This window comes from Metabacillus bambusae (genome assembly GCF_017497975.1).
Taxonomy (GTDB): domain Bacteria; phylum Bacillota; class Bacilli; order Bacillales; family Bacillaceae; genus Metabacillus; species Metabacillus bambusae.
This window is the reverse complement of the sequence record NZ_JAGDEL010000012.1, coordinates 22462-37993: the sequence shown is the minus strand read 5'-3', so window position 1 is coordinate 37993 and position 15532 is coordinate 22462. Positions and strand designations below refer to the sequence as shown.

General features: G+C 35.0%; 17 protein-coding genes. 8 read left to right on the top strand and 9 right to left on the bottom strand.

From position 1 onward, the window contains the following. On the bottom strand, positions 1–999 hold the full coding sequence (locus I7822_RS15895; RefSeq protein ID WP_207979933.1) for a permease: 999 nt from the start codon (positions 997–999) through the stop codon (positions 1–3). A gap of 341 nt (positions 1000–1340) precedes the next feature. On the opposite strand from I7822_RS15895, the gene I7822_RS15890 reads away from it, so the two are divergent. Beyond that, positions 1341–1703: a hypothetical protein gene (locus tag I7822_RS15890; RefSeq protein ID WP_207979931.1), complete on the top strand. Its 363-nt coding sequence runs from the start codon at positions 1341–1343 to the stop codon at positions 1701–1703. Between the two features lie 136 nt (positions 1704–1839). On the opposite strand, the gene I7822_RS15885 is transcribed toward I7822_RS15890, so the two are convergent. Beyond that, a complete protein-coding gene (locus I7822_RS15885) occupies positions 1840–2628 on the bottom strand; it encodes a sulfotransferase family protein (protein WP_207979929.1) in 789 nt (262 codons plus the stop codon). 133 nt (positions 2629–2761) lie between these two features. Beyond that, a complete protein-coding gene (locus tag I7822_RS15880; RefSeq protein WP_243459496.1) occupies positions 2762–3490 on the bottom strand; it encodes a sulfotransferase family protein in 729 nt (242 codons plus the stop codon). A 362-nt stretch (positions 3491–3852) separates the two neighbouring features. On the opposite strand from I7822_RS15880, the gene folE2 reads away from it, so the two are divergent. Next, positions 3853–4761, top strand: a complete 909-nt coding sequence (gene folE2 / locus I7822_RS15875; protein ID WP_207979927.1) for a GTP cyclohydrolase FolE2 — start codon at positions 3853–3855, stop codon at positions 4759–4761. Between the two features lie 125 nt (positions 4762–4886). Here folE2 and I7822_RS15870 read toward each other — a convergent pair whose 3' ends face one another. Further along, on the bottom strand, positions 4887–5360 hold the full coding sequence (locus I7822_RS15870; protein WP_207979926.1) for an S-ribosylhomocysteine lyase: 474 nt from the start codon (positions 5358–5360) through the stop codon (positions 4887–4889). Positions 5361–5715: 355 nt separating this feature from the next. On the opposite strand from I7822_RS15870, the gene yidD reads away from it, so the two are divergent. Then, positions 5716–5940, top strand: a complete 225-nt coding sequence (yidD, locus tag I7822_RS15865; RefSeq protein ID WP_207980218.1) for a membrane protein insertion efficiency factor YidD — start codon at positions 5716–5718, stop codon at positions 5938–5940. 150 nt (positions 5941–6090) lie between these two features. Here the strand turns inward: yidD and I7822_RS15860 are convergent, their stop codons facing one another. Next, positions 6091–6654, bottom strand: a complete 564-nt coding sequence (locus I7822_RS15860) for a beta-class carbonic anhydrase (RefSeq protein WP_207979924.1) — start codon at positions 6652–6654, stop codon at positions 6091–6093. A gap of 284 nt (positions 6655–6938) precedes the next feature. Between I7822_RS15860 and I7822_RS15855 the strand changes: the two genes are divergently transcribed. The 5 genes from I7822_RS15855 to I7822_RS15835 all read left to right on the top strand — a co-directional run bounded on the left by I7822_RS15855 (position 6939) and on the right by I7822_RS15835 (position 11242). Further along, on the top strand, positions 6939–7934 hold the full coding sequence (locus I7822_RS15855) for a metal ABC transporter solute-binding protein, Zn/Mn family (protein WP_207979922.1): 996 nt from the start codon (positions 6939–6941) through the stop codon (positions 7932–7934). 282 nt (positions 7935–8216) lie between these two features. Continuing rightward, entirely contained in the window at positions 8217–9572 is a 1356-nt protein-coding gene (locus I7822_RS15850; RefSeq protein WP_207979914.1) for a cytochrome ubiquinol oxidase subunit I, read from the top strand. 24 nt (positions 9573–9596) lie between these two features. Then, entirely contained in the window at positions 9597–10637 is a 1041-nt protein-coding gene (locus I7822_RS15845) for a cytochrome d ubiquinol oxidase subunit II (protein ID WP_207979913.1), read from the top strand. A gap of 119 nt (positions 10638–10756) precedes the next feature. Further along, a complete protein-coding gene (locus I7822_RS15840; RefSeq protein WP_207979911.1) occupies positions 10757–10915 on the top strand; it encodes a DUF1540 domain-containing protein in 159 nt (52 codons plus the stop codon). Between the two features lie 138 nt (positions 10916–11053). Continuing rightward, positions 11054–11242: a hypothetical protein gene (locus tag I7822_RS15835; RefSeq protein ID WP_207979909.1), complete on the top strand. Its 189-nt coding sequence runs from the start codon at positions 11054–11056 to the stop codon at positions 11240–11242. A gap of 40 nt (positions 11243–11282) precedes the next feature. On the opposite strand, the gene I7822_RS15830 is transcribed toward I7822_RS15835, so the two are convergent. The 4 genes from I7822_RS15830 to I7822_RS15815 all read right to left on the bottom strand — a co-directional run bounded on the left by I7822_RS15830 (position 11283) and on the right by I7822_RS15815 (position 15413). Further along, complete coding sequence (locus I7822_RS15830) at positions 11283–12185, bottom strand: metal ABC transporter permease (RefSeq protein WP_207979907.1); 903 nt, start codon at positions 12183–12185, stop codon at positions 11283–11285. Then, positions 12175–13491 (bottom strand): metal ABC transporter permease, encoded by a 1317-nt coding sequence (locus I7822_RS15825; RefSeq protein WP_207979905.1) that lies wholly within the window; start codon positions 13489–13491, stop codon positions 12175–12177. The genes I7822_RS15830 and I7822_RS15825 overlap by 11 nt, the downstream gene beginning before the upstream one ends. Positions 13492–13507: 16 nt before the next feature. Continuing rightward, entirely contained in the window at positions 13508–14257 is a 750-nt protein-coding gene (locus I7822_RS15820) for a metal ABC transporter ATP-binding protein (RefSeq protein WP_207979903.1), read from the bottom strand. A 229-nt stretch (positions 14258–14486) separates the two neighbouring features. Continuing rightward, positions 14487–15413: a metal ABC transporter solute-binding protein, Zn/Mn family gene (locus I7822_RS15815; RefSeq protein ID WP_207979902.1), complete on the bottom strand. Its 927-nt coding sequence runs from the start codon at positions 15411–15413 to the stop codon at positions 14487–14489. Positions 15414–15532: the final 119 nt, after the last annotated feature.

Sequence of the window (15532 nt, the reverse complement as noted above, 5' to 3'; positions counted from 1 at the left end):
CTACAGGAAAAACTGCTGATAAACTAATATCGATAGATAAACAACAATTGTTACGATTACGATAAATGTAGCGACAAACCTTGCTTTAAAAAACGCAAACAACATAATAGTATTCTTTAAATCAAGCATCGGCCCATACACTAAAAATGCTAAAAGTGATCCTGTTGTAAACGAACCACTAAAGGAAGCTGCTACAAAAGCATCAGCTTCAGAGCATAAAGAGAGTATGTATCCAAATGCCATCATAATTGCAGGAGAAAGGATCTCATTTGAACCAATCTCTGTTAAAAGGGTACGGTCAAGAAATGTTTGAAAAAGACTAGCAATAAAAGCTCCTAATATTAAAAACTTGCCCATTTCAAAAAACTCATCACTGGCATGAAATAATGTTGATTTTAACTTTCCAACACTCTCACTTCCATGAGAATGACCTACTATAATCTCTTGTTTTATCTTCAATTGGTCTTTATTTTTAAAGATAAGATAAATAATAAACCCGATCACAATGGAAAGAACAAATGCTAGTCCCATTCTTGCATAGGCAATATGCTTTTCTGCCCCAAATGCATAAAAAGTAGAAGCAAATACGACAGGGTTTAATATAGGAGCTCCAACCAAGAAGACAACGCCAAGATGTAGTGGCATCCCTTTTTTCATTAAGCGTCTCACTATGGGTACAATTGCACATTCACAAATCGGAAAAATAGCACCCAATAAAGCTGCAGGTAAAAGGGCGACAATAGCATTCTTTGGTAACACACGTTTAATAAAATCTTCTGACACAAAGGTTTGAATCAAGGCTGAAATAAACACACCTAATAAGATAAATGGAATTGCCTCTAATAATATGCTTAAAAACATTGTATTCACTGTCAATAATTCAGAAGGTACATTGAAAGATATGTCCTGGAAATCTACAAACAAAAATAAATAAAAAAACAATCCTATTAACCCTAGAGCAAAAACCTCTCGAAATAAAGGTAATACAGGTTTATTCATCTTTTAAACTCCTATCCTTTTATTCATTATGTAGTATAGCATACTAGTTTAGTTAAGAGATTATGACTCTTATTTTAGCTTATACTATTTTTGCACTGATGAAACTTTTTTCTTACCCTATCATTTTACACATTGTTGTATAAGAAATGCTGGTTTATTTACTAAGGTAAGACACTTTAGAAGGCCACATACCCGTCCAAACTTTAGATCTAATAAGTCTCCATATGTGCTAAGATACAAAAAACTATTAAAATTTTTTTTTGCTAGATACATACACAAGAGAAAAGAAGCAAACTTTAATATATTGTTATTACATTATAAGAAAAGGGAGGTTATGATTTATGTTTGCATACTCTACAGGCCAAATAAGTGGCACATTACTAAATCTTAGTTCTGTTCGAGTTGATCTAATGAATAAAACCCCAGATACACAAACAGTTCAAGTTTTGTTATTTGACACATCAACATCACCTAAGACTACTGTATTTGATGAAACTTTCACAATTCCCCCAAGCAGTGGGGATTTTCGAGAAATTACTCCTGCTCTCTTTCCTGATCGGTACGAAGTTCTTGTACGATCAAACGATCTAAATATTGTGCCTTATATTTCTGGGATTACTATTACTGGAAGTGTCGATAATAACGCTACATTTAAATATGGTGATTTATTTATTTGGGAACCTAATTCACGTCCTGTTATATAGAACTTAGCTTTTCGGAACATATTTACCATTAATTCACACATGATGATAGATAGATAAATGAGAGAAAAAACAGATTCAAAAAGCCTAAAATATACCATTTTCGTAAAACGCTTAACAGTTTATCTTGTTAAGCGTTTTATTTGTCCCAACCAAAATCAACACCTAAATAATCATAAAGCTCTCGATTATAAGGCTCAAAATAAGTCAAAAGTTCATTTCTAAATTGAGAATTTAGCTTTGGATAATCACCAAAGTTATGTTTTGTATACTGTTTGAGCTCAAGCATTTGTACGCCTAAAAAATCCAAAACACGATGAAAGATTAATGTCGGATTTGAATAGAAGTCCTCGCTTCTTATTATCAAGAATTGTTCCATTGAAAAAAAATTCATCCAATTCTTTAATTGCTCCACATAGCGCCCCCTCGCCAAATAAGAACAATTCTGATAGATTGGACTGTGATAATTTTCATTTTTCAAAATTTCTATTCGTTCCGGTTTTAATCTTGACTCTTCCTTTTTTATGGCTTCATTAAAAGATAACGGTTCTGTTCCCATCCGGACTTGATGATGATAATGGGAATATGCTCTATCAACAGGATTTCTTAATAAAACGATCAATTTTATTTTCGGAATGAATTGATGGATTCTTTTAGGTGCATGTGGATGAAATAAATAGTATGGACTAGCTTCCCCTGTAATCCATCTTTTAGATTCTAACGAGGGAAATTGATTGCGATACCAATCCATACCTTTTTCAAAGTAGATATCAAAAAAATGTACCTCTTTACTTAAAGCAGGAATTATTTGAGGATGTTGAATTAAATAGTTATAAAGAGAAGTGGTCCCACATTTTTGGGCACCAATAATCAAAAAATGAGGAATAGATTGTTTAGAGAAGTCATCCTGTAAAATATCTTCACTCATTATTGAACCTCCAGAGGGAACGGTCCCTAGTCTCACTCAACCATTATTAGTTGGTTGGTTTTTACCCTATTAATCCTTTGTTAGTATAGGTATGTTTATTTAAAATTGACTAACACAATTCATTTATAATATTTTAAAAATGTTTTAATCGTTTATCTAAAAACTTCTTAATTACATCAAGATTATGATCAGACGGTTGATTTATTCTAAGATTAATTTCTTTAATAAAATCTTCTGGTCTATCCAAAAGATTATTAAACTGAACGTCAATAATGTCTCTATTTTCCTTTTCAAGCTTTTCTCGAAAGTACATTAGGTTTTCAAAGTAAGCAGCTAAAATCTCTCTTGCAGCTATCAAATCGTATTTATGCCTGTTAGCAAGCGATTGAGCTGACTCTTCTAAGGAACGCCAAACAAACACGTAAGTAACATCGGCAATATCTTCTAAATGTGATTTCCAAATATCAAATGTTAAGACGGTTCTGGGATCCTTTAATCCCCAAATAGGTTTTTTTTGATTAAGTAAGAACGACCTGATTTCACATTTAGAAAAGTTAGAAGAGATAATTGTTTCTCTTAAAGGTGGTGCAGACCATTTTGCACCTACAGAGGCAAGGATTTTTTCATTTATTTTTAGAAAGTCAAGATTTTCAAAATGTCCTTTTGGATTTGAATAATCTGCATCCAATAAGTTGTCCCCCATATGGACGCCTAAATGGTGTAACACCCCAGCTGTTGCACTTGACCCAGATCTATGGAGAGATAACACTAAAAATAATTTGCTTTTTTGCGGATTTTTCTTCTCCTTCCCTCTTAATAAATTGATTATCCAATCAAATTGAAGGTTACCTATTATTCCCAAATTAATCAACCACTTCCCTTATTATTATTTTCCATATCAATCGTTGACTAATCCTTGCTATCCCTTGAGGTTTGTTGCTAATTTGACAAGAGAACGTATATAAAAGAGTTAATATATTATACTTCCTTTTAATTAAGAAAGATTGGACAAATAGATTAATAAATGTGTTTGTTTTTATTGAAAGAGAAATCGAATTGCATCTCTCAAATTAATAGTTATAAAAGGGTCAAGTCTTATTACATTCAATGAAGTGGTAATATAATAAAAATTCTTACAATCTTCGACAATTTACAAGATATAATCATTGATGTTACCTATCTTCATACAGTATACTCTCAATATCGAGTAAGTGAGAGGAGACCATGATGACAAGAAAGATAAACTTGCCACCGAAAAAGGAACGTCATAAGCTATTTGGCTCTGTTGAACCAGGTTTAAAACTTAAACCTACTGAAAAGGAACAAATGCCAGATTTACAAAATGCTAAAAAGGACTTCCTTTTTACTATAGACTCTGTAGGAATTAGCAATGTGAAACATCCTATTATGTTAAAATCTGATCTAAACCCTACACAACAAACGACGATAGCTAGTTTTAAAATGACTAGTAAAATCTTCCATGATTCAAAAGGAACAAATATGAGTCGATTTACGGAACAGCTTGAAACATATCGTCAAAATGGAGGGTTTACCCCTTCTATTAAAAGTCTGTATGATTTCACAAAAGAACTTGCTGAACGTCTTAAACAAAAAGATGCAAGCATTGAAGTAGCATTCCCATGGTTTTACGAGCGTAAAGGACCAAGCTCTGAATTAATTGGTTTAAACCATGCAGATGCAACAATTTCCGTTTCCTATGTTGAAGATGTTGGATTTATTAGTTCTGCTTCTTTAACGTGTGCTGTTACAACCCTTTGTCCATGTTCTAAAGAAATAAGTGAATATAGCGCACATAACCAGCGTGGATATGTAACCATGAATGTGGAGTTCACCGAAGATTACATTGAGGAAAAAGATTGGAAAGCAGCTTTATTAAACGCTGCAGAATCAAATGCGAGTGCGATGATTCATCCTGTACTAAAACGTCCTGATGAAAAGATGGTAACAGAGACAGCCTATGAAAACCCACGATTTGTTGAAGATATGGTAAGACTAGTTGCTGCTGATTTATATGAATTGGATTTTGTCCAAGCATTTACAGTTGAATGCCGCAACGAAGAATCTATTCATTTACATGATGCCATTGCTAGTTTAAGTTATCGTAAAGATTAAAAAATCGGTGTTCCCAAAAGGGACACCGATTTTTTATCGTTTAGGACAATTCTTGTACTTTGGATAACAGTCTATCATCCAGCTCAAGTTCATACATCGCTAAACGGGCACTTACGCTTTTGTTCTTATCCAAATACCTTTGCTAATTCTTCTTTATCTTGCTCAAGCCAAAAACGCATTAAACGTTTAGCACCTTCTAAATCATGAAGCTTCGCTTGGCCACATTGTGTTTCATTAGCAGCAGGAATCTTTGTTATTTCAACAGCTGATTTAAGCGTATCTTCTAATAAATCAATGATTTCTGTTACTTCTGGATTTCCACTTACAACTAAATAATAACCAGTTTGACAACCCATTGGAGAAATATCAATAATGTCAAAATGATTATACTTTTCAGCATGCTCACGGATATTAAATGCTAATAAATGTTCAAGTGTATGAATCGTATCAGGCTTCATCGCTTGTTTATTTGGCTGGCAAAAACGAATATCGAACTTATTTACTTCTCCATCACTGCCAACCTTATGAACACCACAATGACGAACATATGGTGCTTTTACTGCATTATGATCTAATTCAAAGCTTTCAACTGAAGGCATTCTCTTCACTCCTAATGTAAAATTCTTTTATCATTGTAACATATTAACTCAAAATTCGTATTCATTTTAACCAAGGTAGTTTGTCTTAATGGCTGTTTTCGCAAACTTTGCTGCTATTTACCAAGTAATACAATGTGGTTGATTTCCTCTCCAGATGCTCGCTTTCCGCTCCAATCAACCTGAATTAGTTTTTGTCTTAAAAGCAACAATTCTTTTAGAAAAGAGCCTTCTTAATCAAGAGAAACAACTAGGGTTAAATTCACTTAAGCACAACTTCGTAGATCAAAAAACTTGGCTTTCACTAAAAAAAACGTATACTAAAAGAAAAGAAGGATTAGGAGAGTATGAAGCTAAGATGAAGCATTTGTTTATAGCTATAATACGTTTTTATCAGAAATTCATTTCACCAATTACGCCTCCAACATGTCGTTTTTATCCAACCTGCTCACATTATGGGTTAGAAGCATATCGCCGCTTCGGTGTGTTCAAAGGAAGTTATTTAACGATAAAACGGATTTTAAAATGCCATCCTTTTCATCCTGGTGGTGTTGATCCTGTTCCGGAAAAAAACGAGAAATAGAAAAAACATCTCTACTCCTTCCTTTATCAGGGGATATTCTATACCGTTTGCCGTTCATTAAGTAAGAAAAAAGCAGTGTGATTTCGATTATGAAATCCACTGCTTTATGATCGTTAACACCTATTTTCCAAATGAAACATAGAAAAAATTTTAATCTTCATACCCATTTACAACCACATCTAATTTCCCTGTTGCAGGGTCAATAACCAAACCGTGAACTGGTATATTCTCTGCTAGAAGTGGATGATTTTTGATTCGCTCTACACTATCTCGAACACTATCCTCTACTTTGTCAAAACCTTTTAGCCAGCGATTTAAATCAATCCCTGAATATTTCAGTGTCTCTATTGTTTCTTCTGAAATTCCTCTTTCAACTGCATGTCCTAGAAAAGAATCAGCATTTAATTTACTCATCCCACAATCATGGTGGCCAATGACACAAATTTCATCAGCATTTAATTCATATACAGCAACCAAAATACTTCTCATAATACTCCCAAATGGATGGGCGACAATCGCTCCAGCGCTTTTAACATGTTTCACATCACCATTTCTAATGTTCATTGCCTTTGGTAAAAGCTCAACTAATCTAGTATCCATACAGGATAGGATTACCAGTTTCTTCTCTGGAAACTTTGTTGTCTCAAACTGTACAAATTCTTTGTTAGTCACAAACTTTTCATTGTGAACTAAAATTTCATCAACGATTCTCATAGTTAATCCTCCAGTATTTTTTGATTTATCTAAATATATCATAACTCTTGTTTTTTCACTATTTATATACTATTATATAAATCGTAATAATTACTATTTGTTTCGTTTGTATAGTTTAGATTACTCATTTTTTAAAAATAATGCAAACCAAATCAACATATAGCTAATACTATGCATGTATCTTGAACAACTTATTAAAAAACATATTCTCAAAACGGAATGATTAAGATATAATAAAAAAGGCTTAATCGTAATCATGCTGATTTATTGAAGGGAGAAAGAAAATGAAAAAACAATCATTACTTATAAGTATTATTTTATTAATAGCCGTTTCGCTAGTAGCCTGTAATGGTGGCGATGCTTCCACACAATCTACAAACGAGGAAACAACTGATTCTAACAAGTTGAAAATCTATACAACAATCTATCCTTTAGAGGATTTCACAAAGAAAATTGGCGGAGATTTAGTAGAAGTGGAAGGCATTTTACCACCAGGAGCAGATGCCCATACATACGAACCTACGTCTAAATTAATGGTTGATATCGCTAAATCTGATGGCTTTATTTATTCAGGTGTTGGAATTGATAGCTTTGCAGAACAAATTGAAGAATCATTAGCAAAAGAAAATGTTGCCTTTATTAATGCTGGAGAAGGAATTGAACTTTTAGCTCATACAGTAGAAGAAGATACTCATGAAGATGAAGCACATGTTGATGAGGAAGATACTCACGAAGAAGAACATGATCATGGTGACACTGATCCACACGTTTGGATTGATCCAATTCTTTCTATTACATTAGCTGAAAATATTAAAAATGCGCTCGTCGAATTACATCCTGATGGCAAACAAACATTTGAAGAAAATTTCCAACAATTAAAATCACAATTAGAAGACTTGGATAAGTCATTTAAAGATGTAGTTAATCAATCAGATAAAAAAGAAATTCTCGTCTCACATGCTGCATATGGCTACTGGGAAAAGAGATATGGCATTAAACAAATTAGTGTACTTGGACTATCGCCTACTGAGGAGCCTTCACAAAAAGAATTACAAAGAATAATTGAGACAGCAACAGAGCATGAAATAAACTATGTTATCTTTGAATCAAATGTTAGCAGTAATGTTACAGATATTGTTCAAGCGCAAATCGGTGCCGAAGCATTAACATTAAGCAACTTAGAGACAGTGACAGATGAAGATATTAAAAATAATGAAGATTATTTTAGCATTATGAAAAAAAACCTAGAAACATTGAAAAAGGCACTTTCAAGTAAATAGAGTAAAATGGTGAGCGAAATTCGCTCACTTTTTTTATTGTTTAGAAAATCATAAAATTCTTGTACTTAGGATAAGCGCTTTGACATCCAGCAGCACTCCCTCTATATAAGCTAAGTCAACATCCAACGCTCGTGCTCTTTTTTCTTTGTCGCTAAATAGGCACCAATAGCTTTTGTTTATTCATAAGCTGGTTTTTCCCAAAATAGGAAAAAAGAATATTATCTAGAAAATAGTGGACACTAAGTGTGCTTACATAGGTAAGAAATAGAAAGGCGGATCTTGATGGATGATTTAGTATTGGCACGTTCACTCTTTGGGACCACGATGGGCTTTCACATCATTTTTGCCACATTAGGTGTTGGCCTACCGTTAATGATCTTGTGTGCAGAGCTTCTTTATCAAAAAACGAAAGATCATGACTATGCAATTATGGCGAAGCGATGGACGAAGGGTCAAGCAGTTTTACTTGGTGTAGCTATACCCACCGGAACAATTGCGGGTGTTCAACTTGCATTATTGTGGCCTGGCTTTATGGAAGTGATCGGGAAAGTAATGGCTTTACCATTTCAAATCGAAATCTATGCGTTTTTTATAGAAGCATTGTTTATGTCGATTTATGTGTATGCAGCTGATCGGATTTCTCCAAAAATGAGGATTTTAAGTGTATCTCTTGTGTTATTAGGTGCTAGTGCATCAGCTGTATTAATTACGAATGTCCATGCCTTTGAAGGTACTCCTGCTGGTTTTCGGATTGAAAATGGTGAAATAGTTGATGTTGATCCTTGGGCTGCATTCTTTAACCCCAGCTTCTTCATTTCCGCTGCACATGTTGCCGTATCAGCATATATGACTGGTGCCTTTATCATCTGTACAATTTCTGCCTTTAAAATGCTAAAAAACAGAAAAAACCAACGAGTATTCAGCTTCCATCGTAAAGCTCTTATGCTAAGCCTTGCTATTGGAGGGATCTTTTCACTTTTAACTGCATTAAATGGACATGAATCTGCACAAATGCTGCATGAATATCAGCCTGAGAAGCTTGCAGCTGCTGAAGGATTATTCGAAACACAAGATTATGCACCACTTGCAATCGGCGGCTTTACTGATAAGGAAACGCAAGAAATTAAATACGGGATTGAAATACCTTGGGCCCTTAGCTTTTTAGCAGGTAATAGCTTCGAAACAAAAGTAATCGGATTGAATGATTTCCCTGAAGAATATTGGCCTCCCTTATTTGTTCACACCCTTTTCAATGGAATGGTATTAATTGGAAGTTTTTTAATCTTTTTATCGATGGTTGGATTTGTTTGGAATAAGCTTTTGAAAAAAACACACTTTCCAAAGCCTATTATGTTTGCCTTTGTAATCGCAGGACCACTATCACTCCTTTCAATTGAGTTTGGCTGGATTTTTGCTTGTACAGGGAGACAGCCATGGGTTATTTACCGAATTTTAAAAACAGCTGATGTTGTCACAGGATCAACCCAAATTGGCGTGTTATTTATTCTATTCACATTGATTTATGTGATTTTAGGGGTGGCAGTTTTACTTGTCCTTAAATATTACTTTAAAAGACATCCAGTTGAAAACGAACTTGATGGTGATTTACCTCCTAATGGAAGTATGAGTGTTTATTAATCTAAAGAGAAGGTGTGAATCAATATGACAGCAGATTCATTACTGGCCATTACGGTATTATGGGGCTTTGTTTTTATTTATGCCGTAATGGCAACAATGGATTTTGGCGCGGGTTTCTGGTCAATGATTTATATAAATAAAGAAAAGACAAATGCAACAAATATCGCAAATCGTTATCTCTCACCAACTTGGGAGGTAACCAATGTATTTATTGTAGCAATCGTCATTGCGCTCGTTAGCTTTTTTCCTGGGGCAACATTTATTCTTGGGACGGTTTTACTTTTGCCGGGAAGCTTTATTTTAATTTTACTTGCATTACGAAGTGGATTTTTAGTATTTTCCCATGTAGCAAAGGATTATGAAAAAGCTTTAACATATGTTTCTGGAATCTCAGGCTTTATTATTCCCGCTTTATTGATGCTAGTGCTTCCAATTACTCACGGTGGTTATATTGAAGTTATCAACGATGTTCATCAATTAAAATTTGATGCTTTGTTAACTAGCCCGAATACATATGCCTTTATCGGATTTGCAGTAAGTAGTACCCTTTTCCTATCCTCTTTATTACTTGCAGATTATTCAAATGTTGCAGATGAATTAGAAGCATACCGAGTTTATCGACGTGATGCACTTATTCTTGGTCCAATTTCTTTGATCATGGCAATATTCATTATGCTAACATTGAAAAATGAAGCGAATTGGCTTTATACAAATATGTTAGATTATATGCCTTATCTAATTGGTTCAGTTGTTTCATTTTTTATTGCAGGAACAGCATTATTTTTACCATCCGCTAAACATAACCACCGTATTGGTCGACCAAGGTTAGCTGTTATTGCAGTGACAATTCAATATTTACTTGCAAGCTTTGCTTATGGCAGAGCACATTTACCGTACATGATTTATCCTGATGTGACAATTCAATCTGGATTTACTCATCCAAATACATTTAGAGCTTTATTTATCACTTATATTGTCGGATTCCTCATTCTATTTCCAGGGTTTGTTTACTTTTGGAAGCTATTTATGAAGGATAAGCGTTATATGAAGCAAAATGAATCTTAAAATTCAACGTCGCATATCGCGACGTTTTTCATGTTACTTTCACTACACAAATGGGTATGAAACACGTAGAAAATGGCAGACTAATGATGTAACTCATTTTAAGTAAGGAGGTTTTATACATGGCACAAGATGTATTATGTGAAGTGAATAACTGTAATTATTGGGCAAAAGGCAACAAGTGTAAAGCTGATGCAATCTATGTAGTTAGTCATACGGGAGAGCAAGCTAGCAACAGCAAAGAAACTGATTGCAAAACGTTCGAACCATCTGAAGCTTAAGCTCAACCTTGAACGAGTAGCTGCAACTACTCGTTCATCCCTTTTTATTATTGATAATGATTTTCATTTTTATTCAAAAGGTTACATATTTTTTCTTATTTTTCACAAACTATCTATAGAAATCCTAAGGGGGTAATCATGTTGAAGGAAAGCTTACTTAATTCGTTTCGTAGCGATGTGAAAAATTCGAGTGCTGACTCATTTCCAATGTACGTCAATTCCTTTACAAACTTATGGGATTATGAATTTGGATCATTAGATGACCTTCCCCATGATGTAGATGGACTTGTGGCTAATAGTGCCATAGAGTATGGTTTGATGGAGTAACTTCAAATAGGCTGACATTTTTATTGTGTCAGCCTTAAATTTAACTACTTAAACTTTGGCCACTACTTATTTTAGAAAGCTTTTGCTGTGCGCGTTTCTTAGCAAGTAATCCATGCTTTGGAGAGAATAAAAATGCAAACCCAAACAATATTCCTGTAGAGGTTGCCATTGCACCAGCAATTGAAACATTTAATAAAGTAGCCATGTAATAACCACCTATCGCAGAAACCACTCCGATTCCTGCACTTATAAATAACATATAAAGCAGCTTATCTGTTAACAAATATGCAGTTGATGCAGGAACAATTAACATCGCAACAACCAATATCGCACCTACACTGTCAAATGAAGCAACTGTAGTAATGGAGAGCATCCCCATTTGTAAATAATGAATGAATAAAACAGGTATCCCTATTGCCACAGCCATCTCCGGGTCAAAGGAGCTTATCTTAAATTCTTTATAAAAGAGGACAATGATTAGTAAATTAACTAGAAAAACGAAGGATAATAACCAAACTGCTTTTGGTCCTAAATCCATCCCGTTCCACTCTAATGTATCCCAAGGAATAAACGTAATTTCTCCCATTAAAGCATGATCAACATCTAAATGGATGTTGCCTGCAAACACCGATAAGAGGATAACACCAACTGCAAAAAGCGACGTAAAGACAACACCAATTGCGGCATCTGCTTGAACCCCCTTACCACTTAGCACTTGCACAAGTAATGCCGTTAAAAGTCCTACAACTACAGCACCAATTAATAACGAAGGTCCCTCTAAACTACGAGTAATTAAAAAACCACCGACAATTCCTAATAATACTGTATGAGAAATCGCATCCGCTAACATCGCCATTTTACGTAAAACTAAAAAACATCCAATCATCGCACAAGTAATAGAAACTAATGATCCTGTAACGATGATCCAAGCATCATAAGTCATTAATCATCATCCTCCTATCTTCAGCACTAGATGATTTTGGCATTAACAAAGGTGTTCGATCGTGTAATGTTAATAAGTTAAAAAGCCGATTTTTTACTTCCATAGAAATAGAACTTAGATTTAGGTCATCCTTCGTTTTAAGCTTTAAATAAGCAAACTCCATTTCGTGCATTAAATACATTTCAAATAATCGTTGATTCAAAACAAGCTCATAGCCAGCTTCTATCCCTTGTTCTGTTAGCATCCATTTCCCATCAATTAATTTCGTAATATACTCTTTCTTTTGTAAGACATCATTTGCATATTGATAAAGCCTAGTTGACACTTTTCTCTTTTGAAGAAGCTGTTTATCCGTTATTCCTTGATAATTCCCACTTTCAGTAAGATCATAAAAGCTCAATAATATTTGTTCAACTGCCGTTTTCTTTCGTAAGGAAAGTTGTTTCAATGCCTTGGCAAGTAATCCTCTTTTCGGGGCAAAAATGAGCGAAAAAAGGAACATTAAGGTTGCTGAAATGATAATAAGGGGGCCTGTTGCCATACCCTCTGTGATCGTACTAAGCAAAGTCCCCGTAACACCAGAAAGCCCTCCAATGACACCTGAAATAATAATCATGTAGCTAAGCTTATTTGTCCAATACCTCGCACTAATTGCAGGTGTGATAAGCATAGCTGCCATTAAAACAACCCCAACAGTTTGTAGTCCAATGACGACTGAGCAAACAATAAGTAAAAGCAACAAACTGTTAAAAAATTTTGCAGGAATACCAATCCCTTTTGCAAACTGAGGATCGAAGGTTAATAATTTAAACTCTTTATAAAAAACGGCTGTAATTGTAATCAAAATAAAGGCAATGATCGAAATTAAGCGAACGTCTGCAGCAACCATGGAAGCTGCCTGCCCAAAAATAAAGTCATCCAATCCACTTTGGTTTCCCGCTCCATTGTGCTGAATATATGTTAACAGAACAATCCCAAAACCAAAGAAAACGGAAATAATGATTCCTAATGCTGAATCCTCCTTTATTCGAGAGTGATTAATAATCATTTGTATGAAAAAGGATGAGACAAGGCCCGCAATTGCAGCTCCAATTAAAAACCAAATTAATGATTTCGATCCATACAAAAGAAATGCGATACAAACCCCTGGTAATGCTGAATGTGCCATCGCATCACCGATTAAACTTTGCTTTCTTAACAAGGTAAAGCTTCCAACTACACCACTTGCAATACCTAGAAGCATTGTACCAATTAATACCCATTGTGTATTTGGATTTTGAAGTTGTAAAAGAATTGCTTCAAGCATTTTTACTTCACCCCTATCATGTCTCCTCAATCAACACAGATTGATCCTGTAAAAACGTAAGTTTCCCACCGTACGTTTTTTGTAAATTCTCGATCGTAAATATCTCTTTCGTTGGTCCGAAGGCAATCTTTCTCATATTTAAAAGCAAAACCCAATCAAAATATTCCTTAACGGTTTGTAAGTCATGATGAACAACAAGAACTGTCTTACCTTTTGCCTTAAGCTCGTTTAGCAAAGCAATAATCGCTTTTTCCGTCGCAGCATCAACACCTACAAATGGTTCATCCATAAAATACACATCTGCATCTTGTGCAAGAGCTCTTGCTAAGAAAACACGCTGCTGTTGCCCACCTGATAGCTCACTTATTTGGCGATTTCCATACTCCAGCATCCCTACTTTATCAAGACATTCCTTCGCAAACACTAAATCCTTTTTACGCGGTCGTTTCAACCAACCAATATGACCATATCTCCCCATTAACACAACATCTAATGCATTTGTTGGAAAGTCCCAATCAACAGAACCACGTTGGGGAACATAGCCAACAAGTTTACGTTGCTTATTATATGTTTTTCCATATATCGTAACTTCACCTGAGGCCGTTGGGATTAATCCTAAAATACCCTTAATTAATGTTGATTTCCCTGCACCATTTGGTCCGATAATCCCAATCAACTTACCCTCAGGAACTTCAAAGCTTACCTCCTGCAAGACAGGTTTTTGGTGATAAGCTATCGTTAAATTCTCTACTTGAACAGGAATCATTATAGAACACCACCCTTAATTTTGCTTTCTCATTCCTTATTTTAAAGCTCTGTTAAACTTGACTGTTGATTGCAGTGAGAGGCGTTCGCTTTCCGCGGGCGGTCCGGGAGCCTCCTCGGCGCCTTACGCCTGTGGGGTCTCCCTTTGACTCGCTTTTCCCACAGGAGTCGTCACGCCTTTCTCTCCAATCAACATAGCTCAAAAAAACAACAATCAGCTTTAACAGAACCTATTTTAAAGATGAAACAATCGTATCAACATTGTGCTTAAACATACCGATATATGTTCCCTCATCAGTTCCTTCCTCACCCATTGCATCTGAGAATAACTCTCCACCGATGACAACTTGATGGTTTTGTTTCTGAGCACCTTCAACAACTGCATTAATCGATCTTTCCGAAATACTACTCTCTATAAATACAGCTTTAATGTTACGATTTACTAATGTGTCAACTAGTGCTTGAACATCTTTTAATCCATATTCTGAATCTGTACTTAATCCCTGTAATCCCATCACTTCAAGTCCATATGCCTGACCGAAATATTTAAAGGCATCATGAGCAGTGACAAGTACTCGACTTTCTTCTGGAATCAATTTAATTTGTTCTTTTGCATATCGATCCATTTCTTCTAGCTCTTTTTTGTAAGCTAATGCATTTTCTTTAAACAGTTTTTCATTCTCTGGTGAAAGTTTTGTAAGCTCTTGTTCAATTGAATCAACGACATAGAGCCAAGCTTGAATATCGAACCATACATGTGGATCATGTGATGATGTTGAACCATCTGCATTTAACAACTTACTTTCTGGTATGGAATCTGCAACTGCCACAGTTGGTTTATCATCAGCCATCTTTTCAAAAATTTCACCCATTTTACCTTCTAAATGAAGCCCACTATAAAAAATGATGTCTGCTTTATTTAACTTTTGAATGTCCCCCTGGGAAGCTTGATAAAGATGAGGATCAACACCAGGACCCATTAAAGAAACAACCTCTACTTTATCACCACCGATGCTCTTTACAGCATCTGCAACTTGACCTGTTGTTGTTGTCACATGAACTTTGTCTTTTACTTCACCATTTGTTTGGTCACTACCACATGCTGCTAATAAGCAAATAGCTACTAATGCTACTACACTTGCAAACCACTTTTTCATCCTTTTCTCCTCCATTCATTCTTTAAGATGTTTCCCTAAGGCAACTTTTATTGTAAAAAATTTTTTCAACTATTGTAATTGAAATAATTTATGTAACTTTTTTAGTATATGTGCCACTA